We start from the raw sequence: 22,312 nt of genomic DNA, 5'->3' as shown, positions 1-22,312 counted from the left end.
CGGGTCATGCCTTCGAAAAACACCCCTCCCGAAAAGAAACGACTCAGCAGCCAGGAGCGAGAACAACAGATCGCGCGTGGCGCGGTCGAGTTTTTTGCCGAGGTGGGCTTCAGTGGCGACACGCGCGAGTTGGCGCGGCGTTTGGGTGTGACCCAATCGCTGCTCTACAAATACTTTCCCAACAAAGAAGCGCTGATTGATCGGGTCTACGAAGAGGTCTACCTCGGGCGCTGGAACCCATTTTGGGAGTCGGTCATCCAAGACCGCAGCATCCCGCTGGAAGACCGCTTGGTGAGCTTGTACATCGAGTATTCCAAGGCGGCCCTGACCCGCGACTGGGTGCGCATCTTCATGTTCTCAGGCTTGCGCGGGGAGAGCATCAACAAAAAATACCTCGATGTGCTGCGCACCCGCATCTTGGAGCCCGTGGCCGCCGAGCTGCGTCATGAGTTGAATTTGCCAACGGTGAAAGAGTTGCCCCTCAAGACCGCCGAGATTGAGCTGGTCTGGAGCATCAACGCGCGCATTTTTTACTTTGGCCAGCGGCGTTGGATTTTCAATGTGCCCATCGAAGACGATGTGGAGGAGATGATCCGCGTCACCATTGCGCACTTCATGGCGGGTGCGCGCGTAGTACTGCCGCAAATTTTGGGCTTGACGCCTGACAAGAAACCTCGAAATAAATCGCGCAGCTAGGGAAAGCACCGATGCTATTGATCATATGATCACCTTAAAGTGATCATATGAACACCAAGAAGCCCGTTTTCGATCCGCGCGATTTGCGCAATGCCTTTGGAAGTTTTGGAACGGGCGTCACGGTCGTGACCTCGGGCAACGCCCAAACCCGTCTGGTGGGGGTCACCGCCAACTCTTTCAGCTCTGTGTCTTTGGACCCGCCCATCGTGCTGTGGAGCTTGGTCAAAGGCTCCCCCAGTTTGGATGTGTTCGATCAAACCGAACGCTTTGTCATCAACATCTTGTCGCTGGATCAGGTACACCTGTCCAAACGTTTCTCCAGCACAGCCGTGACCAACAAATTTGAAGGCGTGGACTACACCCCAGGCTTGGGCGGTCTGCCGGTGCTTGCCGATTGCGTGGCCACGTTGGAGTGCAAAACCACCGAGCGCTTGGTGGTGGGCGATCACATTTTGTTTTTAGGCCTGGTCGAGCAATACGCCTATGAGCGCAAGCCTACCTTGCTGTTTTGTCAGGGCAGTTATTTGCAAGGCGCTGAGTGCAGCGTGGCCTGAGCACCCCATTTCACATATTCAAGGAGAAGACATTGAAACACAGCATGTTCATGATGCCGCTGCATCCGCCCGGGCGAAACATCACCGAGACATTGGCAGAGGACCGCGAAGCCATCATCTTGGCCGACCGTTGCGGTTACAGCGAGGCTTATGTGGGCGAGCACGTCACCGATGCTGCGGAGACGGTCACGTCGAGCATGATTTTTTTGGCCAGCTTGATTGCTGAAACCAAAAACATCATGTTGGGCACGGGCACCATCAACATGCCCAATGCCCATCCTGCGGCGATTGCCGCGCAAGCCGCGATGATGGACCACATGCTCAAGGGCCGCTTCATCATGGGCATCAGCCCTGGGGGCTTGATGTCAGACGCCGAGGTGTTTGGCAACTTTGGCAAAGACCGCAATGCCATGTTTGTCGAGAGCATCAACATGGTGCTCAAAATTTGGGAGTCGGAGCCGCCCTACGACATCGAAGGCGAGTTCTGGAAAGTGTCGGTTGGCAAAACCATGATTCCTGAAATCGGCCAAGGCTTCATCATGAAGCCCTACCAGCGCCCACACCCTCTGATCGTGGGCACCGCCGTCGCCCCGTTCTCCAAGGGTGTGACGGAAATGGCCAAGCGCGGCTGGCAACCTATCTCCGCCAACTTCCTGATGCCCGAGTGGGTCAAGACCCATTGGCCCAAGTATGTGGAAGGTCGTGAAGCCGTCGGAGCCGTCGCCAGCCCCAGCGAATGGCGCGTGGCCAAGAGCATTTTTGTGGCCGACGACGAAGCCACCGCCAAGCGTTATGGCTTGGAAGAGGGCGGTCCCTACCATTTTTATTTCAAGCAGTTGGTGCGCAAGATGCTCAAAGGCGGTCGCAGCAATTTGTTCAAGACCGACCCCAACATGGACGACGCCTTGGTCACGCCTGAGTACGTGACCAACCGCTTGGTGTTGGCCGGTACCGTGAACTCGGTGGTGGATCAAATCTTGGCCTTCCGCGAGCAAGTGGGCGACTTTGGCAACCTCTTGTACGCTTGCCACGACTGGATGGACCCCGCCTTGGGCAAACGCTCGATGGAGCTGTTTGCCAACGAGGTGATGCCACGCGTTAACGCCGCCATTGGCCGCTGATCTTTTTTGTTGCATGCGTTGGAGATCCACTTGACACACCGCACCGACAGCACCTATTCAGAAGTCCGAGCCGGCATGGCCATCGATTGGGATGTGCCGATTCAGATGGACGATGGCCTGATCTTGCGTGCCGACGTGTTTCGCCCCATCGCACCGGGCCAGTACCCAGTGCTGTTGAGCTACGGGCCGTACGCCAAAGGTTTGGCGTTTCAAGAGGGCTATCCCAGCGCCTGGCAAAAAATGGTCAGCGATCACCCCGATGTGCCACACGGTTCGTCCAACCTGTTTCAAAACTGGGAGGTCGTCGATCCTGAAAAATGGGTGCCCGATGGTTATGTCTGTGTGCGCGTTGACTCGCGTGGCTGTGGTCGCTCGCCGGGGTATGTGGACCATTTCTCGCCGCGCGAAACCGACGACTACGTGGCCTGCATCGAGTGGGCGGGGCAGCAGGGCTGGTCCAACGGCAAAGTAGGTTTGTCGGGTGTGTCTTACTTTGGCATCAACCAATGGCAAGTCGCCAGCCGTCAACCCAAGCACCTGAGTGCCATGTGCATTTGGGAGGGTGCCGCCGATTGGTACCGCGACATGACACACCACGGTGGCATCTTGTCCACCTTCTGGGACCACTGGTACGACATGCAAGTCAAAACTGTGCAATACGGTGTCGGCGAGCGTGGCCCCAAAAGCCCGGCCACAGGTGCCTGGGTGTGCGGTGATGTCACCCTGTCAGACAGCGAGTTGGCCGCCAACCGTTGCCAGTTCGGACAAGACATCTTGTCGCACCCCGAAGACGACGCCTACCACCGCGAACGCTCGGCCCAGTGGGACAAGATCACCGTGCCGTTTTTGTCGGCTGGTAACTGGGGTGGCCAGGGCTTGCATTTGCGTGGCAATTCCGAGAGCTTCATGCGCGCCGCCTCCAAGCACAAGTGGCTGGAGATGCATGGCCTGGAGCACTGGACCCACTTCTACACCGACTACGGCATACAGATTCAAAAGCGTTTCTTTGCCCACTTCCTCAAAGGCGAGGCCAACGGGTGGGACCAAGAGCCGCCGGTGCGTTTGCAAGTGCGCCACCCCCATCGCTTTGAGGAACGCACCGACAGCAGCTGGCCCTTGCCGCAGACGCAGTGGACCAAGATGTATTTGTCGGCCCATGACCAATCTTTGTCCGAGCAGCCATCAGCCACGCAGGGGCGTTTGAGTTTTCAAGCCATGGGCGATGGTTTGAGTTTTGTGTCCGCACCGCTGAGCCACGACATGGAGTTGACCGGCCCACTGGCCGCGCAACTCAAGATGTCGTCGAGCACCGCCGATGCCGATGTGTTTTTGGTGCTGCGTGTCTTGACGCCCGACCTGCGCGAAGTCACCTTTGCCGGGGCCATCGACCCGCACACGCCGGTGGCCCAGGGTTGGTTGCGCGCGTCGCACCGCGCGTTGGATGCTGAGCTGACGCGCCCCTACCGTCCGTACCACACGCACACTCAAGCCCAGCCTTTGACACCGGGTCAAGCGGTGACGCTGGATGTGGAGCTGTGGCCTACCTCTATCGTCATTCCAGCAGGCCATCGCTTGGCGCTGTCGGTGCGTGGGCGTGATTACATTTATGCCGAGAAAACCGGGTTGAAGTTGTCCAACTTCAAAAATGAGTTGCTCGGCTGTGGTCCCTTCTTGCACAACGACCCACGGGATCGCCCGCACGGTTTGTTTGGCGGAGAGACCACCCTTCATTTCGATGCCGACGAGCAGCCGTACTTGCTGCTGCCCGTCATCCCGCGAGGGCGCAGTCAGTAACTTCCCGCAGAGGAAGCGTGAGAGCCAAGTTTGTTTTATTCACACAGCATCCACATCAGGAGACATGCATGACGACAAGACGCGACTTTTTACAAACCACGGCAGCCGCCGGTATGACCATGGCCTTGCCCATGGCTGCACAAGCCCAAGCAGGCGAGGGCATTCGCATCGGTTTATTGACCGTCAAAACCGGGCCTTTGGCTTCTGGCGGCATCGACATGGAGCGCGCCTTGGTCATGTACTTGGCCGAACGCAACAACATGATCGCGGGCCAGAAAGTGCAACTCATCGTGGCCGACACCGGGGGCGTCCCCGCCAATGCCAAGTCCAAAGTTCAGGAGTTGGTGGAGCTCAACAAGATCCATGTGCTGATGGGCCCTCTGGCTGCCTTTGAAGCCCTGGCCATTGACGACTACCTCAAGGCGCAAAAAGTACCTACCTTGTCAGTGGCTGCCGCTGACGACATGACCCAGCGCAAACCCAACCCTTGGTTTGTGCGTGCCACGTCTTCGTCGTCACAGTGCTCGCATGTGATGGCCGACCATTGCGCCAAAACCTTGAAGTTCAAGCGCATGGCCATGATTGCCGACGACATTGCCTACGGCCACGAAATGAACGCAGGTTTCCAGCGCGTGTTCGAAGAAAACGGCGGCAAGATCGTTCAAAAAATGTTCCCACCACTCACGGCGCCTGACTACGGCAGCTTCTTGGCACAACTCAAGACCGACGTGGATGGCATCTTCTTGGGCTTTGCCGGCTCCAACGGTTTCCGCTTCGTGCGCCAGTTCAACGAATACGGTCTGCGCAACAAAATGACCATCGTGGGTGGCATGACTGCGCTGGACGAATCCGTACTGCGCAACATGGGCGACGAAGCCTTGGGCATTCAAACCGTGTGCTGGTACTCCGCCGAGTTGGACAACGCCATCAACGCCAAGTTTGCCCCGGCTTTCCGCAAGCAGTTCAGCTACGACCCGGGTTACTACGCTGCGGCCACCTATGTGAACGGTGCGATCTTGGAAGCTGCCGTCAAAGCCATTGGCGGCAAGATCAACGACCGCGACGCCTTGATGGCGGCCTTGAAGAAAACCAACGTGGCCACCGCACGCGGCAACGTCAAGTTTGACGACTTGGGCAACGTGGTGGGTGACGTCTACATCCGCCAAGTGGCGCGCAAAGAAGGCCGCTTGGTCAACTCGGTGATCAAGACCTACCCCAACGTGAGCCAGTTCTGGAACTACGACCCCAAGCAGTTCTTGGCCAACCCGGTGTACTCGCGCGATTGGCCACCGGCCAAGAACCTCGAGTCTTAAACCACAAGGTTCATCATGCAGATTTGGGTCATCCAAACCCTCAACAGTCTGGCATTCGGAGGGCTGCTGTTCATGCTGTCCTCCGGATTTGCGCTCATCTTCGGTTTGATGCGCATTGCCAATCTGACACACGGGTCCTTGTTCATGCTCGGCGCTTATGTCGCTGCCACGATGATTCGCGAAGGCCACGGCCTGGTGTTGGCCGCTTGCGCGTCCATGCTCACCATGGCGGTGGTGGGCGGTTTGATCGAGCGCTTCATCTTGCGTCGCCTCACCAACAACGCGCAAGGTCAGGTGCTGGCCACCTTGGGGCTGTCGTTTGTGGTGGCCGATCTGTGTTTGATGCTGTGGGGCGGTGACCCGTTGCCGATTCAAACCCCATCGATGTTTCAGGCACCGATGGAAATGTTCAACCTGAGGTTCCCCACCTACCGCTTGGTGGTGTTGGGCTTCTCCATCGTGGTGGGCGTGCTGCTGTACTTGTTGATGGAGCGCACCCGCTTGGGCGCCATGATTCGCGCAGGGGTGGACGACATGCCGATGGCGCGCGCCGTGGGCATTCCGGCCTCGGGTTTGTTCACCACTGTGTTTTGCTTGGGGGCTGCCTTAGCAGGTCTGGGCGGGGCCTTGGGTGGACCGATCTTCAATGCCTATCCGGGCCTGGACGCCGACATGTTGCCGCTGGCTCTGATCGTCGTGATTCTGGGCGGTGTCGGCAGTTTGGTGGGCACCTTTGTGGCCAGTTTCATCGTGGGCTTCATCTACACCTTTGGCATTGCCTTGGTGCCTGATTTGGCCTACGTCATCTTGTTTCTGCCCATGGTGGTGGTCATTGCCTTCAAGCCGCAAGGCCTCTTTGGAAGAGTCACAACATGAACCGTTTATGGGTGCTGTTGGGCATCGTATTTCTCGCTGTGCTGCCGCTGGTGTCGGGCGAATATTTCGTCAACCTGGGCAGCCAAATTCTCATCACCGTCATCTTTGCGTCCAGCCTCAACTTGTTGGTGGGCTACGCCGGGTTGACGTCGCTCGGGCACGCCACTTACATGGGCTTGTCGGCCTACATCTCGGCTTGGTTGTCGATCAAGATGGGACTGGACCACACCATCACTGCGCCCGCCGCCTTGCTGCTCACCACCTTGATTGGCATGGTGTTTGGCTGGATCGCATTGCGTGCCACGGGGCTGGGTTTTCTGATGTTGACCTTGGCGCTGTCGCAAATCGTCTGGGGCTTGGGCTACCGATGGGTGTCGGTCACCAACGGTGACAACGGCTTGTCCGGCCTGACGCGCCCACACCCGTTTGGCATTGACCTGGACATCAGCAACAACTTTTACTGGTTTGCGCTGATCATCACCTGCGCCTGCATCTACGCCATCAGCGTGTTGATCCGTTCGCCCTTTGGTGCCTCCATTCGCGGCACCCGCGACCAGGCGCGACGCATGAGCGCGCTGGGCTACAACGTCTGGGCCATCCGCTGGACCACGTTTGTGATCGCCAGTTTTCTGGGGGCGGTGGCAGGTTTGTTGTATGTCTATTTCCACAAATACATCCACCCCAGTGTGATGGCCATCACCGTCTCTGCCGAGGCCTTGTTGTGCGTCATCGCTGGGGGTTCGGGCACCCTGGCAGGCCCACTGCTGGGTGCGTTGGTGGTGGTGGTGCTCAAGAACTACGCCTCGGCGTATGTGGAGCGCTGGAACATGCTGCTGGGTCTGGTCTTCTTGTTCATCGTGATCTTCATGCCCGCGGGCCTGGTGTCCGCAGTGGATGTGTGGAAGAAACGTTTTGGTAGCGGGAGCAAGGCATGACCTACGCACTTGAAGTCAGCCACCTGTGCAAAAGCTTTGGCGGTGTGAAGGTCACGCAAGACGTGTCGTTCGCGGTTAAGCCCGGTGAACGCCGTCTGATCATTGGCCCCAATGGGGCTGGCAAGACCACGCTGTTCAACCAAATCTCAGGCGACTTGCAGCCCAACTCCGGCACCATCAAAGTGTTTGGCGAAGACGTCACCCACCAGCCTGTGCACCGTCGTGCCCACGCGGGGGTGAGCCGCACCTACCAAATCATCACCTTGTTTTCCAAAGACAGCTTGCTGCACAACGTGGCCTTGTCTTTGTTGGGGGTGAGCACGAGGCGTTTCCAAGCTTTCAAACCTTTGAAGCTTGATGATGCGCTGTACCACCAAGCCGAAACCGTGTTGGCCTCCGTGGGCTTGAAAGAGAGCGCGCATTTGGCAGCGGGAGAAATCTCTTACGGTGAACAACGCCGGGTCGAGATTGCGGTAGCCATGGCCCAGTCGCCGCGCTTGTTGTTGCTCGATGAGCCGCTGGCGGGCTTGTCACATGACGAACGCATCATCGTGCGCGACCTGATTGCGGCGCTCCCTAAGTCCACCACCATCGTGATGATCGAACACGACATGGACGTGGCCTTGGCTTTTGCCGAGCAAATTGCAGTGCTGCACTATGGCAGCTTGATTGTGGAAGGTGACCGCGAGACGGTGGTCAACCACCCTCGTACCCGGGAGGTCTACCTTGGCCACTGATTTGTTGACCCTTGACGCCATCCATGCCCACTACGGCGACAGCCATGTGCTGCATGGCGTGTCGTTCACCTTGAAAAAAGGCCATGTGCTGGCCTTGCTGGGCCGCAACGGCGCAGGCAAAACCACCACCATGCTCACCTTGTCTGGCTTGTTGCCGTGCACCGGTGGACAGGTGCTGCTTGAGGGCCAGTCGATAGGCGCGCTGCCGCCAGAGGCGATTGCCAAACGTGGCATCCGCTTGGTGCCACAAGGCCGGCGTGTGTTTGCCAGCCTGAGTGTGGAAGAAAACCTCATCGTGGCCGAACAAAAGCGCGACATTGCCCACCCCTGGACGCTGGAACGTGTGTATGACTTGTTCCCACAACTGTTGCCACGCCACAAGCAACGCGCGGGCACCTTGTCGGGTGGTGAGCAACAAATGCTGGTGATTGGCCGCGCCTTGATGGGCAACCCCGATGTGCTGTTGCTCGACGAGCCCTCGGAGGGCTTGGCGCCTCTCATCGTGGCCGAGGTGTCACGCGGCATTGCCAAACTCAAGTCAGAAGGTTTGTCCATCATCTTGGTGGAACAAAACTTTGAACTCGCCATGGGCTTGGCCGACGACATCGTCGTACTCAACACCGGTGAGGTGGCCTTTGCCGGCACCCACGACGCGGTGCGCGCCAACCCTGAATTAGCCACACGCCATCTGGGCGTGTTCTGAACCCCGTACTTTTTTCAAACCCTGAAGGACTCACCATGTTTTACACCTGCGCCGCTTCTTGCAGTGACCCCGATCACGACCACGGCTTCTCGCTCGCCAGCAGTGCCAAATCGGCCAAGGCCGTCACGGCCAAAGCGGCCAAGAGCAGCAGCACCAAGGCCGCTGCCACCACGGGCGTCAAGTCCAAATCGGCCACCGCCCACATCGTCAAAGACCGTCGCGGCAAATCCAAAGTGGTGGACATCCACTGCCACTACCTCAACCCCGAGGTGAACAAAAAAACCGCCCACCTCAACGCGGCGCAGTACGACCCCACGGTGATTTTTGCCAACGAGTTGACCAACCAAACCAACGTCAAGCAAATGAAAACCCGTGCCCCCAAGTTGATGGGCATTGAAGAGCGCATCCAAGACATGGACCGCATGGGGGTGGACATCCAGGCCGTGTGCCCAGCGCCTTACCACTACTTCTATTTCACCGAGCCCAAACTCGGTGCCGAGCTGGCACGCGACGTGAACCACGGCATTGCCGAGTTGGTGGCCAAACACCCCGACCGTTTTGTGGGCCTGGGCACCGTGCCTTTGCAAAACGCTGAGCTGGCCGTCAAAGAGCTGGAGTACTGCGTCAAAAAACTCGGCATGCGCGGCGTGGAAATTTGTACCAACGTCAACGGCATGAACCTGACCGACCCCCGTTTGGGTTTGGAAAAGTTCTTCGCCAAAGCCAATGAGTTGGGCACCGTGATCTTCATGCACCCCCTGGGCTACACCCAGGGCGAGCGCTTGACCAACCACTACTTCAACAACGTGATTGGCAACCCGCTCGAAACCACAGTGGCCGTGAGTCACCTGATTCTGGATGGCGTGGTGGCACGCAACCCCAAAATCAAATTCATCGCGGCCCACGGCGGTGGCTACATTGCCCACTACTGGGCCCGCATGGACCATGCGTGGCAGGCACGCCCCGATGTGCGCACCGTGATCAAGAAGAAGCCTTCGAGCTACCTCGAGAAGTTTTACTTCGACACCATCACCTTCGACCCCCGCATGCTGAAAAACCTGATCGACCGTTACGGCGCCGAGCATGTGCTGTTGGGCACCGACTATCCCTACGACATGGGCATGGACGATCCACTGGGTCTGATCGCCAGCGTCAAAGGCTTGCCCGCCACACAGCGCCGCATGATCGAAGGCCTCAACGCCATGAAGCTCTTGAAGATCAAAGCCTAAAACGCCAAGGGGTGCGCATGAACACTGCGAGTTTTCAGCTCAACGGCCAAGCCGTTGCCGTGCAGGCCGAGGCCAACACCGCGCTGGTGCACCTGCTGCGCAACCCGTGCAACGCCAAAGACGTGCGCTACGGCTGTGGCGCAGGCAACTGTGGCGCATGCACCGTCATCGTGGACGGCCATGCGCAGCAGTCGTGTAACACGCCCAATTGGTCGGTGCAGGGCTGTGATGTGCGCACACCCGCCTCGTTGCCGCAAGACCCGGTGGGCGCGGTGGTGCTGCAAGCCTTTGTGGACGAGCAAGCGGCCCAGTGTGGCTATTGCATCAACGGCATGCTCATGTCTGTCACCGCCTTGTTGCAGCACAACCGCAAGCCAACAGACGCCGACATCACCGAAGCCTTGAACCGGCATTTGTGCCGCTGTGGCACCCATGTGCGCATCGTGCGCGCCACGCGCTTGGCCATCCAACGTTTGAACGCACAAGGTTGAAGCCATGTCCACCACACCATTACCCACCAGCATTCAAACCGCGCCTTTGTTGGGCCAATGGGTGCGCCTATTGGACGATGGCCATTTTCAAATTCGCAGCGGCAAGGTCGAACTGGGGCAGGGCATTTCTGCCGCCTTGCTCAAAGTGGCCTGCCAAGAATTGGGCTTGCGCCCCGACCAAACCAGCTTGCTCGCAGGCCACACCGCGCACAGCCCCGACGAGGGCTACACCGCAGGCAGTTTCTCGGTCGAGGTGGGTGTCTCGGCCTTGCGCCATGCTTGCGTGCAGATGCGACGTGTGTTTGCCCAGCAGGCCAGTGCGCATTTGTCGGTGTTGCCTTGCGCGCTCACCTTGACAGACGGCGTGTTCTCGGCGGACGCGACAGCCCAGCGTGTGAGTTACCACGACTTGGCACAAAGTTTTGACTATGCCGCCACGCGGCTCGACCTGCCGCTCACAGACGAGGCAGATCCGGGCCATGTGCAGGCAGCCGCCGATGAAGCCTTTGTGCGTGTGGACCTGTGGGACAAATTCACCGGCCCAGGTTTTGTGCATGACATCGTGCGCCCACAGATGTTGCATGCCCGCGTGTTGCGTGGGCCCCATGCCGAGGCGCGTGCACACCAGCCCGACTTGGCGGCCTTGCGTGCTTTGGACGGCGTGACGCAACTGGTCTGTCAGGGCGAGTTCATGGCCTTGCTGGGCCCCGACGAGGCGGCGCTGCTGCGCGCTCATGAGAAAGCCTGTGCTTTGGTGAAATGGGTGTTGCCCGAGTTGCCCGCCTTTCAAGAGATCGAGCCCTTGCTGACCAGCTTGCCCGCGCACACGCAGCAGGTGGTGAATGAAGGCCAAGCTTTGGTGTCTACCCAGCGCCTTACGCAACGCTACTCCAAGCCCTACATTGCCCATGCCTCCATCGGCTTGGCCTGTGCCGTGGCCGAGCCCTCGCGCACGGCGAGTGGTCAAGACGGGCTGACGGTGTGGACGCATTCGCAGGGCGTGTTCAAACTGCGCGAACAAATGGCCACCGCCTTGGGCGTGGCCGTTGACACGCTGGACGTGGTGCACAGCCCCGGCGCGGGTTGCTATGGCCACAACGGCGCAGACGACGTGGCGCTGGACGCTGCCTTCTTGGCCCAGCAACTCCAAGTGCCGGTGCGTGTGCAGTGGACGCGGCAAGACGAGTTGTGTGTGTCACCGGTTGGCTCGGCCAGCTTGGTCGAACTCAGCGCCGGTTTGGACGCGCAAGGCCGCATCACCGATTGGCAAGCCCAGACCTGGAGCCACAGCCACTTGAACCGTCCGGGTTGGTCCAGCGGCATCAACTTGCTGGCCGCGTGGGCTTTGCAGCCCGATGTGCCCAGGCCCGAGCAAAAAGACGTCACCTTGCCCACGGGCGGCGGCTTGCGCAACATCATTCCTTATTACGACTTGCCGGCCTTACAGGTCACGCAACACTTTGTGCCACACGGGCCGGTGCGTGTGTCGGCCTTGCGCTCGCTGGGCGCTTATGCCAACACCTTTGCCATTGAGTCGTTCATGGACGAGTTGGCCGCGATGGCGCAGGTGGATCCCCTCGAGTTCAGACTGCGTCACGCCAAAGATGACCGTGCCAGCCACGTGCTGCGAACCACCGCCGAAGCGGCGCGTTGGGCGCAACGCGGCCAAGGTGGCGAAGGGCAGGGCCTGGGGCTGGCGTTTGGCCGCTACAAAAATCGCGCTGGCTATTGCGCGGTGGCGGTGCAGGTGGCGGTGGATGAGTCCATCCGCGTCCAACAGGTGTGGTGCACTGTCGATGCTGGCCGTGTGGTGCACCGCGATGGGCTGCTCAACCAAATCGAAGGCGGTGTGATGCAAGCCATCAGCTGGACCCTCAAAGAAGCCGTGACTTGGGGCCCAGAGGGCATCACCAGCAGCCACTGGGACGCGTACCCCATATTGAATTTTGATGCGGTGCCCGAGATCCACATCACCCTGGTCGATGACCCTGCACAACCCAGCTTGGGCGCAGGCGAAGTGGCCGCAGGCCCGGTGGGCGCAGCCATTGCCAACGCGGTGGTGCATGCGCTGGGCGTGCGCCCCAGACATTTGCCGATGACCCCCGATCGGCTGCTGCAAGTGATTCACGCGCAGGCCTGAGCCCATCTGGCTGACCCTGGACTGCCGGCATGTCTGTAGGCGGCAGATCCCTTCATAATGAGTCGCAACAGGTGCAGCGCGCCAACAAGGGCTTGACGCCCTTGCCAGGCGAGGTCCGTCCATCAACACACACACTGTCATGACCTACCAACGACTTTCTTGTGACATGTTGCGCTTGCGCGTCGATGCCCCCGCCCTGGGCTTTGCCGACACGGCTGAGCTGAGTGGTCAGCCCTTGCCCTGGATTGGCCAAGACCGCGCAGAGCAAGCCGCACGCTTTGGCCTCAACATGGACCAAGCGGGCTACAACCTGTTTGTTTTGGGCGAGGTGGGCAGTGGCCGCAGCACACTGATGCGACAAATGCTCCACGCCCAAGCTGCCAACCGCTCGGTGCCCCCTGACCTGTGCTATTTGCACAACTTTGACGCCCCGGAACACCCCCGTGCCTTGCGCCTGCCGGCAGGCGAAGGCCGTTTGCTGCGGCAGTTGATGGCGCAGTTTGCCAAGACACTGCAAAGTGAAATTCCCAAGTGGTTGAGCGGGCCAGACTTCAAGGTCAAGAGCGAGCGCATCACCAGCACGTACAAGGCACAGGAAGACGCCAGCTATGGCGAACTCAGTGCGTATGCCGAGGCCCGCAACTTTGGGCTGATGCGTGAGCAAGGCAACATGATCTTTACCTTGAAAGACGACAAGGGCGAGGCCATGACACCGGCCAAGAGCTTGAAGCTCAGCCGCGAGCAACGCGCTGCCATCGACAGTGCCGAAGAAGCCTTGCAGAAAGAAATCACCAAATTCCTGGAAACCACCCGCGCCAAAGAGCGCGTGATGAACGACGCGTTGGCTGCGTTGCGCAGGCAGACCATCAAACCCATGCTCGAACGCGAGATGCAAACCATCCGCAATGGCCTGCGAAAACAAATCAAAGACAGCGTCAAGCTGGGCGCATACCTAGAGCAGGTGCAGCACGAAATTTTGGAAAACATCGAGCTGTTCCAACCCAGCGAAGACGAAGAGACGCGCCTGGAAGCGTTGGTGGATGTGCTCTCGCATTTGCGTGTCAACGTGGTGGTGGACAACCATGCCCTCACGGGCGCACCGGTGATCGTGGAGGACAACCCGCTGTTTCGCGCCTTGTTTGGTGGCATTGAGTACGAGCCCGACAACGACATGCTGGTGACAGACTTCTCGCGCATCCGCGCAGGCAGCTTGCTCAAGGCCCATGGCGGTTTTTTGATGCTGCACTTGCGCGACTTGTTGGCCGATCCGCCCGTGTGGGAGAAGCTGCGCCGCTTCTTGCGCAGCGGGCGCTTGCAGATCGAAGAGCCCGGCATGATGCTGGCCCCCATTGCGGCGGTGTCGCTTGAACCCGAGCCTGTGGATGTGTACGTCAAGCTGGTGCTGATTGCCTCGGTCGACGAGTACTACGCGGTGCAAGAAGCCGACCCCGAATTCGCCAGACACTTTCGTTGCAAGGTCGATTTTGTGGAGAGCTTCACCGCCACGCCCAGCTCTTGCCATGCCACTGCTATTTTTGTGGCGCACACCTGCCAGCGTTTGGGCTTGCCGCATTTCACGGCGGCTGCGGTGGCGGTGCTGATTGAAGAGAGCCACCGCGCAGCCGAAGACCAAACCCGGCAAAGCGCCACCTTTGGTGTGTCGGAGGCCCTGGTCATCGAGAGCAGTGCCGTGGCCCGTTTGCGGGGTGCCCATCTGGTGGATGCACACGACGTGCATGCCGCCACACAAGCGCGCAAGCACCGTCACAACTCGCCCGAGCAACGTTTGCAAGAAAGCATTGTGGATGGCGACCGCTTGATGGACGTGACGGGCCACAAAGTGGCGCAGCTCAATGGCTTGACCGTCATCGATTTGGGCGATTACGAGTTTGGCTTTCCGGTGCGTGTGACCGCACGCACGTATGCGGGGCACGAAGGCTTGCTCAATATCGAACGTGAGGTGGAGATGTCAGGCCCCATCCACGACAAAGGCGTGTTGATTTTGCAAAGCTACTTGAACGCGCTGTTTGTGCATCTGGCACCTCTGGCCATGAATGCCTCGGTGGTGTTTGAGCAAGAGTACAGCGGGGTCGAAGGCGACTCGGCGTCGTGTGCCGAGTTGTATGCCTTGCTCTCCAGCCTGTCGGGGCTGCCACTGCACCAGGGCATCGCCGTGACCGGCGCCTTGAACCAGCGCGGCGAGATGCTGCCGGTGGGGGGCATCAACGAAAAAATTGAAGGCTACTTTCAGACCTGCGAGTTGTTGGGGCTTGATGGTCAGCAAGGGGTGTTGATACCCGGCCGCAACCGTCGCCACTTGATGCTGTCACCCCAGGTGGTGGATGCGGTGTCGCAAGGACGCTTTCATATTTACACCGCTGAGTGGGTCGGCGAGGGCATGGCGCTGCTCACCGGTGTGCCCTTTGGTACGCGCGAACTGGGGCATTACCCCGCTGACACGGTCTTGGGCTTGGTGCAAAAAACGTTGCAAGCATTTCGCCGGGCCTGTGATGCTGTGCCTGCGCATCGGCCCCTGCGGGCGAGCAAGCCCGCGCCCAAGCGCGCGGACCCGCGTGAGCCCTGAGGCCTCACACCTTCCCCAGTGCCTTCAACACTTTCTCAGGCGTGAACGGCTGCGACACCACCTGCGCCTTGAACGGGGCCAGTGCATCGTTGATCGCGTTCATCACCGCCGCCGGGGCACCGGCGGTGCCGGCTTCGCCTGCACCTTTGGCACCGAGCTGGCTGCTTTTGGTGGGGGTCTGCACGTGGGCCACATGGATGTCGGGCATCTCAGAGCACATGGGCACCAGGTAGTCGGCCATGTTGGCGTTGAGCATCAGGCCTTGGTTGTCGTACAGGCACTCTTCCAACATGGCGCCACCAATGCCTTGCACAATGGCGCCGCGAATTTGCTCATCCACCAAGCGTGGGTTGATCACGCGACCGCAGTCTTCCACCGCCCAGTGTTGCAGCAGTTTGACAAAGCCAGTGTCAGGATCAACCTCGACATACGAGGCTTGCATGCCGTTGGTGAAGATGAACGGGTAGTCACGCTGCGCGTAGTGACGCGTCACGCTCAACTCAGGTGTGAAGTCGCTGGGGAGCAAGTCGGAGCGGAAGTAGGCAATGCGGCCCACCTCGGTCAGCGGCGTCAGCACTTCGCGGGTGTGGGCGTCCACCACTTGGCCACGGTGCAATTCGATCTCGCTCACCTCGCGTTTCAAGATCACGGCAGCTACCTTCAAGATGTTGGCGCGCAAGGCTTGACCCGCCAGCAACACGGCCTCGCCGCCAATGCCGGCTCCGCGCGAGGCCCAGGTGCCGCCGCCGTAGGGGGTGACTTCGGTGTCGCCGGTGACCACACGCACCTGCGCCATGTCCACACCCACCGCATCGGCGGCGATTTGGGTGTAGATGGCGTCGTTGCCTTGGCCTTGTTCGCCCACGCTCACCATCACCGTCACACCGCCGTTGGGGTCCAGGCGTGCGGTTGCGCCGTCTTGCGAGGCAATGCGGGCACCGCCCACACCATAAAAGGCCGCGCTGGGATTGGTCAGCTCAATCAGGGCCGCAATGCCAATGCCTCGGTAAATGCCTTGTTCGCGCAGCGCCGCTTGTTCGGCACGCAGGGCCGAGTAGTTCATGAGGCTCTCTAACTTGTCCAGACACGCTTGGTGCGACAGGCCTTCGAGCTTGATGCCGCTGATGCCCGAACACGGGTAAGCGTCGTCGGGGATGACGTTGCGACGGCGAATCTCCAGCGGGTCCATGGCGATGGCGCGTGCGGCCATGTCCACCAAGCCCTCGGTCACGGCGCAGGCAATGGGGTGACCCACGCCACGGTATTGGCAGGTGGGGGTTTTGTTTTGGAACACCACATTCAACTTGGCGCGGTAGTGCTGGTGTTTGTAGGGGCCACCCACCAGGTTGACCACCTGGTTGCCCTCGATCGCGCTGGTGCGCGGGAACATTGAGAACGGGCCAATGCCGGTCAGGTCGTCAATTTCAAAGGCCAGAATTTCGCCGTTGTTGCGCACCGCAATGCGGGCGTCAATGCGGTGGTGGCGGGCGTGGATGTCGCTGGTGAACGACTCCATGCGGTCGGCCACAAACTTCACTGGACGGCCCAGCATCATCGACAAAGCCACGGTGGCAAAGTCGTCGGGGTAGGCGTGCACCTTGATGCCAAATGAGCCACCCACGTCTTTGCAGATCACGCGCACCGACGATTCAGGAATGTCAAATTGGCGCGCGTACAGGTCTTGCATCATGTGCGGCGCTTGTTGCGAGTGGTAGACCGTGAGCTGCTGCTCAGCGGTGCGCCAGTCGGCAATTTGGCAGCGCGGCTCCAGCGTCACACCGGTGTGCCGGCCAAACTCAAAGGTGGTGTTGACCACCTGGTCGGCTTGGGCAAAGGCGTCGTCCACGCCACCGGTGTCTAGGCTGCGGGTGAAGCACAGGTTGTCGCCCAGCTCGGGGTGAATCACCGGGGTGCTGGGGTCGAGGGCGGTTTCCATGTCGACCACCGCAGGCAGCAGCTCCCATTCGACTTGCAGGTATTGCAGCGCGTCTTCGGCCTGGGCGCGGGTTTCGGCCACGATGGCCACCACTGGTTCGCCTTGCCAGTGCGCGCGTTCCATCGCCAGCGGGTATTGCGGGGCCGATTTCATGTTGGCCAAGTGGCCCAGGGTGGCGATCCAAGGCTTGCAAATTTTGGCCAGCATCGGGCCGTCTGCCACCAGCAACACGCCGGGCATGCGGCGCGCAAAGTCGGCCTGGATGCGGGTGATGCGGCAATGCGCCACCGGACTGCGCCAGTACACCACATGGGCCATGCGGGGCAGCTCGATGTCGTCCACATAGCAGCCCTGGCCCTGCACCAGGCGGCGTGCGCTGGGGCGCTCGGGGCTGTGGCCGATGTAGCGCGGGTCTTGCGTCAGGTCGTGCAAGGGCGCGTCTTGGGTGTGGACCACGGTGCTCATGCGGCAGCCTCCTGGTGGCGTTGGGCCAGCACGTCGCAGACGGCGTCGACGATGGCGTGGTAGCCGGTGCAGCGGCAGTAGTTGCCACTCATCCACTCGCGCACTTCTTCGCGGGTGGCGTCGGGTTTGTGTTGCACCAGCTCGCGTGCGGCCATCAACATGCCGGGGGTGCAAAAGCCGCACTGCAAGGCGTTGTGTTTGACAAACGCCTGTTGCAACTGGCGCGCGTCGGGCAAGTCGGACAGGCCCTCCACCGTGCGCACTTGTGCGCCGTCGGCTTGCACGGCGAGTGTGAGGCAGCCTCGCACGATGCGGCCTTCGACCTCGACCGTGCAGGCGCCGCACACGCCGTGCTCGCAGCCCAGGTGAGAGCCTTTGAGGCCCAGCTCGTCGCGCAACAAATCGATCAGGTGCAGTCGGGGCGGAATGGCGCAGCTGTGCGACTGGCCGTTGACATGGAGTCGGATGGTGTGAAGGTCTGACATGGGTGAGCCTTTGGGGGTGTCAAGCAGCCACGCTTTGGCGTGTGGCCTGGGCCTGGGTCAGCAGGCGGCGTGCCAACACAGTGGCGAGGTGTTTTTTGGTGGCGCCGCTGTTGGTGAGGTCGGCCAAGGGGTCAAGCTCTTCGCGCAGCGAGGCCACGACCATTTCAAACGTGGTGGCGTCCAGCGGTTTGCCGACCAACAACTGTTCTGTTTTGCGGCTGCGCAAGGGCGTGCTGGCCAAACCCAACCAACTGAGCTTGGCCGCTTGCACCACGGGGCCTGCAAAGCGCAGGTGCATGGCCAAGCCGGCGATGGCGTAGTCGCCATGACGGCGTGCCAGTTCTTGAAAACCAAACCAGTCGTCGCGTTGTGCCAGTGGCAATTCACAGGCGGTCAACACCTCGTCATCGGCCAATTCGGTGGTGTAGAGACCGGTGAAAAAATCCAATGCCGCGATACGGCGTTCACCGCGTGGGCTCTGGGCCACCACCTGGCCGTCCAGGGCCAGCAAGCAGCAAGGCCACTCGGCGGCGGGGTCGGCGTTGGCGATGGAGCCGCCAAACGTGCCCGCGTTGCGGATGGCGCGGTGGGCAATGTGCGGCACCGCCAGTTTCAGCAGGGGGGCGTGCTGGGCCACTTGGGCTGAGTTTTCAATGTCGGTGTGGGTGGTCAAGGCCCCAATGCGCAACGCGGTGGGCGTGACCTGGATGCCGCGCAAGTGGTTGAGCCCGCTGATGTCAATCAGCAGCGCAGGCTCGGACAAGCGCATATTGAGTGCCGCCAGCAGGCTTTGCCCACCAGCCAGGATGCGCGCCTCGTCACCGTGGCTGGCCAGCAGCGACAGCGCCTGTTCGAGAGAGCGGGCTTTGATGTAATCGAACTCGGGGGATTTCATGTCGGTGCCTCAGCGAAACAAGCTGGCCAACACGACGCCAAATCCGGTGGCCGCACAGCCGCAGGCAAACCACAGCAAGCGGGTGCCTTCACTGAGGAGCGGGGCTGCGGCAGATGGGCTGTGCACATGGCTGGCGTGAGAAGCGCTGGTGCTTGCCGAGTGCGCGGCAGCGGCACCTTGCGTGGGCGGTGCACCTGCGGTGGATGAAGGCGGGGTCTGCCCATCCCCCAATTCTTGGCCGAGGCGTTTGAAGAATTGGTCGGCCATTTGTTTGGAGGCAGCGTCGAGCATGCGTGCGCCTATTTGCCCGAGCTTGCCACCCACCGAGGCGGTAGCGGTGTAGTGCACCACGGTGGCGTCGCCGTCGTCGCGCAGTTGTACCGACGACTTGCCGGTGGCCATGCCGGCGGTGCCGCCCGAACCTTCAAAGTTCATCACGCAGGCGCTGCCTGCCACCACATCGCTGAGGGTGATTTTCCCGACGAAGCGGGCCCGCACCGGACCGGCTTTGACCAACAAGCGCACATGGCGTTCGGTGGGCGAGGTGATCTCGACTTCTTCGCAGCCCGGAATGCAAGCCATCAAGGTGCGTGCATCGTTGAGCGCATGCCACACGCGCTCTCGGGGCGCGTTGATGCGAACTTCTCCAGTCAATTCCATGGTGATCCTTGTGAGTTTGTAGGGCCTGTCAATGCCATGCGTGGCCGTGTCTCGTGGGTGCCATGCTTGAGGGTTTGCACCGATGATTGTTATTGACCAAACGTTCAACAATGCTATCCATGGTTGACGCATTGGTAAATAGGTCTTTGCCTAGGAAAAACCCGAAAGGCAAGCCCGCAGCACCCGCGACAGCGCGCAAGCGCATGTCGGTGCTGGACCGCGAGCGTCACATCGTTGACGGTGCCATCCAGTTTTTTGCGCGTCACGGTTTTGATGCACAAATGCGCGATTTGGCCAAAAGCATTGGCGTCACGCATGCCTTGCTGTACCACTACTTTCCCACCAAGCAAGCCTTGGTAGACCGTGTGTACCTGGAGGTGTTCGAGGGGCGCTGGAAGCCCGAGTGGGAGCAGTGGCTTGACGACGACAGCCTGTCCACCGAAGACAAGTTCACTTTGTTCTACATCGACTACGCCGAGACCGTGTTGACGCACGACTTTGTCCGCATCTTGATCTTTTCGGGTTTGACCGACCAAACCATCACCAACCGCTTCTTTGACTTGCTGCGTGAGCGCTTGTTTCCGCGCCTGATCCGTGAAACCCGACGCTACCGCGCGTTCAAGAGCCGCGCCCAGGCGTCGGTGATGGAGCGTGAGTTGTTGATGGGTTTGCACGGCAGTATTTTTTACAGTGGTTTGCGTCGCTGGGTCTACAGCCAGACGGTGCACGACGGCAATACGCCTGCGTATGACCGTGTGGTCATACGCAACCAAGTGCGCGCCTATTTGCAAGCCAGCCGCGAGGTGTTGGGTCAGCCCAACACCCCTCGGGTCAAAGCGGCGACACCCCTGTCGACCAACACGCGCTCCAATGCGCACTCCCGTGCGAGCGCACGCAGCAAACCTCAGAGGACTTGACATGGCACTCACCTTGAACCATTACTCGATTCGCACCACCGACATGGTAGCGACCGAGCGTTTTTATGTGGACGTGTTGGGCTTGACCGTGGGGCCGCGCCCACCGTTTCCGTTTCCGGGTTTGTGGCTCTACCGTGGTCCACACACCGATGTGGCCAATGCGGTGGTGCACGTGATCGGCATTGACATGAACGACCCCGAGGGTTTGAAAAACTACCTGGGTGACCGCGACATTGGTTCCTTGCACGGCAGTGGTGCCGTCGACCACGTGGCGTTTTTTGCCGATGGTCTGGAGCAAATGCTCGACCACTTGGCACAGATGAAGGTGGTGCCGCGTCAGCGCACCGTGCCTGAGATTCACCTGCACCAGTTGTTCTTTGACGACCCGAGCGGTGTGGTGGTCGAACTCAATTACCCCACGCACGAGAAATACGCGCTGGACAAAAAACTCGCTGCCGCGTCGGCAGCCTGAGGCCAAGGCAGACCCACATGGCACGGATACTGATTGTTGGCGGATCGCTCGGTGGCCTGATGGCTGCCAACATGTTGCTCAAAGATGGCCACGATGTACGCGTGCTCGAAAAAGTGCGCGGCTCGATGGACGGGCGGGGTGCTGGCATCGTCACCCATGACGCCTTGACCGAAGGCTTGAAGCGTGCGGGCTTGGACGACTCCGAATCTTTGGGCGTGGCGATCGATGGGCGCATGTCGCTCAACCACGATGGGTCGGTGGGCATTGAAATTGACATGCCGCAGGTGCTTACCTCGTGGAGCCGCCTCTACCACTTGCTGCACCGCTTGGTGCCTGCCGAACGTTATTTGCAAGGTGTGTCGGTGGAGCGCGTGGAGCAATTGGCCGACCGTGTGGTGGTGCATGCCCTCGATGGTGAACAGCGCGTCACGTTCGAAGCCGACTTGGTGGTGGCCAGTGACGGCATCCGTTCGGCGGTGCGTCAGCAGTTTGCGCCGCAAATTCAACCGGTGTATGCGGGCTATGTGGCATGGCGCGGGGTGTGCGACGAGTCGGTCTTGTCCAACCTGACCTTGAACACGGTGTTCGACACCTTCGGGTTTTGTTTGCCGGTGGGCGAGCAAATCATTGGCTATCCCGTCGCGGGCCCCGGCAACGACACCCGCCGTGGGCGACGTGCCTACAACTTTGTCTGGTACCGCCCCGCACCCGCGGGCCCGGCGCTGGATGCTTTACTGACCGACGCCGATGGCGTGCACCACCCGGGCGGTATTTCGCCCAACAAGGTGTCATGGAAAAACGTGTCCGACATGCGCCAAGACGCGCGCCGCATCTTGGCACCGCAGTTTGCCGAGATGATTGAAAAAACTGCGCAGCCGTTTTTGCAACCCATCTACGACTTGGCCTCGACCCAAATTGCGTTTGACCGCGTGGCCCTGATGGGCGACGCCTCGTTTGTGGGCCGTCCACACATTGGCATGGGCGTGACCAAGGCCGCCGAAGATGCGGCTGCCCTGGCCGACGCCATTCGCAGCCACGGCGCAACCGCCGAGGCCTTGCGCGTGTACGAGCAACAACGTTTGCCCCAGTGCCAGATGGCGGTGGACCGCGCACGCTGGCTGGGTGCCTACATGCAATCGCAAGCAGCCGGAAGCGATGCACACACCACCGAGCGCAACGCCCGCGAGGTGGTGGCCGAAACCGCGATTGACTTGGGTCGCTATGGCCATGTCACCGCATTCAGGCCCACCCCAGCCCCAACACAACAACACGCTGGCGCCAAGCACGCCGAGCATTGATTTCATTTCAA

20 protein-coding genes are annotated in these 22,312 nt (G+C 60.3%); 16 read left to right on the top strand and 4 right to left on the bottom strand.

Annotated features, from left to right (window positions below; translation table 11 throughout):
* Positions 1-6 precede the first annotated feature (6 nt).
* The 13 genes from B9Z41_RS09785 (at position 7) to B9Z41_RS09725 (ending at position 15,173) form a co-directional block, all read left to right on the top strand.
* Positions 7-696, top strand: coding sequence for a TetR/AcrR family transcriptional regulator (locus B9Z41_RS09785; RefSeq protein ID WP_199172968.1), 690 nt, complete (start codon positions 7-9; stop codon positions 694-696).
* Positions 697-743: 47 nt separating this feature from the next.
* The gene (locus tag B9Z41_RS09780) at positions 744-1,250 is read left to right on the top strand and encodes a flavin reductase family protein (protein ID WP_100146875.1); all 507 of its coding nucleotides are present in this window, start codon (positions 744-746) and stop codon (positions 1,248-1,250) included.
* Between the two features lie 32 nt (positions 1,251-1,282).
* Positions 1,283-2,371, top strand: coding sequence for an LLM class flavin-dependent oxidoreductase (locus B9Z41_RS09775; RefSeq protein ID WP_100146899.1), 1,089 nt, complete (start codon positions 1,283-1,285; stop codon positions 2,369-2,371).
* A 30-nt stretch (positions 2,372-2,401) separates the two neighbouring features.
* On the top strand, positions 2,402-4,165 hold the full coding sequence (locus tag B9Z41_RS09770) for a CocE/NonD family hydrolase (RefSeq protein ID WP_369823316.1): 1,764 nt from the start codon (positions 2,402-2,404) through the stop codon (positions 4,163-4,165).
* A gap of 68 nt (positions 4,166-4,233) precedes the next feature.
* Entirely contained in the window at positions 4,234-5,478 is a 1,245-nt protein-coding gene (locus tag B9Z41_RS09765) for an ABC transporter substrate-binding protein (RefSeq protein WP_100146874.1), read from the top strand.
* Positions 5,479-5,493: 15 nt separating this feature from the next.
* Positions 5,494-6,354 carry a branched-chain amino acid ABC transporter permease gene (locus B9Z41_RS09760; protein ID WP_100146873.1) on the top strand — a complete coding sequence of 287 codons (861 nt, stop codon included), beginning with the start codon at positions 5,494-5,496 and terminating at the stop codon, positions 6,352-6,354.
* On the top strand, positions 6,351-7,289 hold the full coding sequence (locus tag B9Z41_RS09755; RefSeq protein WP_100146872.1) for a branched-chain amino acid ABC transporter permease: 939 nt from the start codon (positions 6,351-6,353) through the stop codon (positions 7,287-7,289). Before B9Z41_RS09760 ends, B9Z41_RS09755 begins: the two co-directional genes overlap by 4 nt.
* The gene (locus B9Z41_RS09750) at positions 7,286-8,026 is read left to right on the top strand and encodes an ABC transporter ATP-binding protein (protein ID WP_100146871.1); all 741 of its coding nucleotides are present in this window, start codon (positions 7,286-7,288) and stop codon (positions 8,024-8,026) included. Before B9Z41_RS09755 ends, B9Z41_RS09750 begins: the two co-directional genes overlap by 4 nt.
* Positions 8,016-8,729, top strand: coding sequence for an ABC transporter ATP-binding protein (locus B9Z41_RS09745; RefSeq protein ID WP_233202619.1), 714 nt, complete (start codon positions 8,016-8,018; stop codon positions 8,727-8,729). Before B9Z41_RS09750 ends, B9Z41_RS09745 begins: the two co-directional genes overlap by 11 nt.
* A 35-nt stretch (positions 8,730-8,764) precedes the next feature.
* A complete protein-coding gene (locus tag B9Z41_RS09740) occupies positions 8,765-9,958 on the top strand; it encodes an amidohydrolase family protein (protein ID WP_100146869.1) in 1,194 nt (397 codons plus the stop codon).
* A 17-nt stretch (positions 9,959-9,975) separates the two neighbouring features.
* Positions 9,976-10,449 (top strand): (2Fe-2S)-binding protein, encoded by a 474-nt coding sequence (locus B9Z41_RS09735; RefSeq protein WP_100146868.1) that lies wholly within the window; start codon positions 9,976-9,978, stop codon positions 10,447-10,449.
* A gap of 4 nt (positions 10,450-10,453) precedes the next feature.
* Positions 10,454-12,589 (top strand): molybdopterin cofactor-binding domain-containing protein, encoded by a 2,136-nt coding sequence (locus tag B9Z41_RS09730; RefSeq protein ID WP_100146867.1) that lies wholly within the window; start codon positions 10,454-10,456, stop codon positions 12,587-12,589.
* Positions 12,590-12,728: 139 nt separating this feature from the next.
* A complete protein-coding gene (locus B9Z41_RS09725) occupies positions 12,729-15,173 on the top strand; it encodes a Lon protease family protein (RefSeq protein ID WP_100146866.1) in 2,445 nt (814 codons plus the stop codon).
* Between the two features lie 4 nt (positions 15,174-15,177).
* Here the strand turns inward: B9Z41_RS09725 and B9Z41_RS09720 are convergent, their stop codons facing one another.
* From B9Z41_RS09720 to B9Z41_RS09705, 4 genes are read right to left on the bottom strand one after another with little or no spacing between them, the layout of a single operon-like run.
* A complete protein-coding gene (locus tag B9Z41_RS09720; RefSeq protein WP_100146865.1) occupies positions 15,178-17,574 on the bottom strand; it encodes a xanthine dehydrogenase family protein molybdopterin-binding subunit in 2,397 nt (798 codons plus the stop codon).
* A complete protein-coding gene (locus tag B9Z41_RS09715) occupies positions 17,571-18,059 on the bottom strand; it encodes a (2Fe-2S)-binding protein (protein ID WP_100146864.1) in 489 nt (162 codons plus the stop codon). The genes B9Z41_RS09720 and B9Z41_RS09715 overlap by 4 nt, the downstream gene beginning before the upstream one ends.
* 19 nt (positions 18,060-18,078) lie before the next feature.
* Positions 18,079-18,954, bottom strand: a complete 876-nt coding sequence (locus tag B9Z41_RS09710) for a xanthine dehydrogenase family protein subunit M (protein ID WP_100146863.1) — start codon at positions 18,952-18,954, stop codon at positions 18,079-18,081.
* Between the two features lie 9 nt (positions 18,955-18,963).
* A complete protein-coding gene (locus B9Z41_RS09705; RefSeq protein WP_100146862.1) occupies positions 18,964-19,614 on the bottom strand; it encodes a CoxG family protein in 651 nt (216 codons plus the stop codon).
* A 119-nt stretch (positions 19,615-19,733) separates the two neighbouring features.
* On the opposite strand from B9Z41_RS09705, the gene B9Z41_RS09700 reads away from it, so the two are divergent.
* Genes B9Z41_RS09700 through B9Z41_RS09690 form a run of 3 tightly spaced genes read left to right on the top strand, consistent with a single transcriptional unit; the run spans position 19,734 to position 22,301 of the window.
* On the top strand, positions 19,734-20,531 hold the full coding sequence (locus B9Z41_RS09700) for a TetR/AcrR family transcriptional regulator (RefSeq protein WP_233202618.1): 798 nt from the start codon (positions 19,734-19,736) through the stop codon (positions 20,529-20,531).
* Between the two features lies 1 nt (position 20,532).
* Entirely contained in the window at positions 20,533-21,003 is a 471-nt protein-coding gene (locus B9Z41_RS09695; protein WP_100146860.1) for a VOC family protein, read from the top strand.
* Between the two features lie 17 nt (positions 21,004-21,020).
* Complete coding sequence (locus tag B9Z41_RS09690) at positions 21,021-22,301, top strand: FAD-dependent monooxygenase (RefSeq protein ID WP_100146859.1); 1,281 nt, start codon at positions 21,021-21,023, stop codon at positions 22,299-22,301.
* Positions 22,302-22,312 lie beyond the last annotated feature (11 nt).

The sequence above is a fragment of the Limnohabitans sp. JirII-31 genome, assembly GCF_002778315.1.
In the GTDB taxonomy this organism is placed as follows: domain Bacteria; phylum Pseudomonadota; class Gammaproteobacteria; order Burkholderiales; family Burkholderiaceae_C; genus Limnohabitans.
The sequence above is the reverse complement of the archived record's forward strand: the minus strand, read 5'-3'. Positions and strand labels throughout refer to the sequence as shown.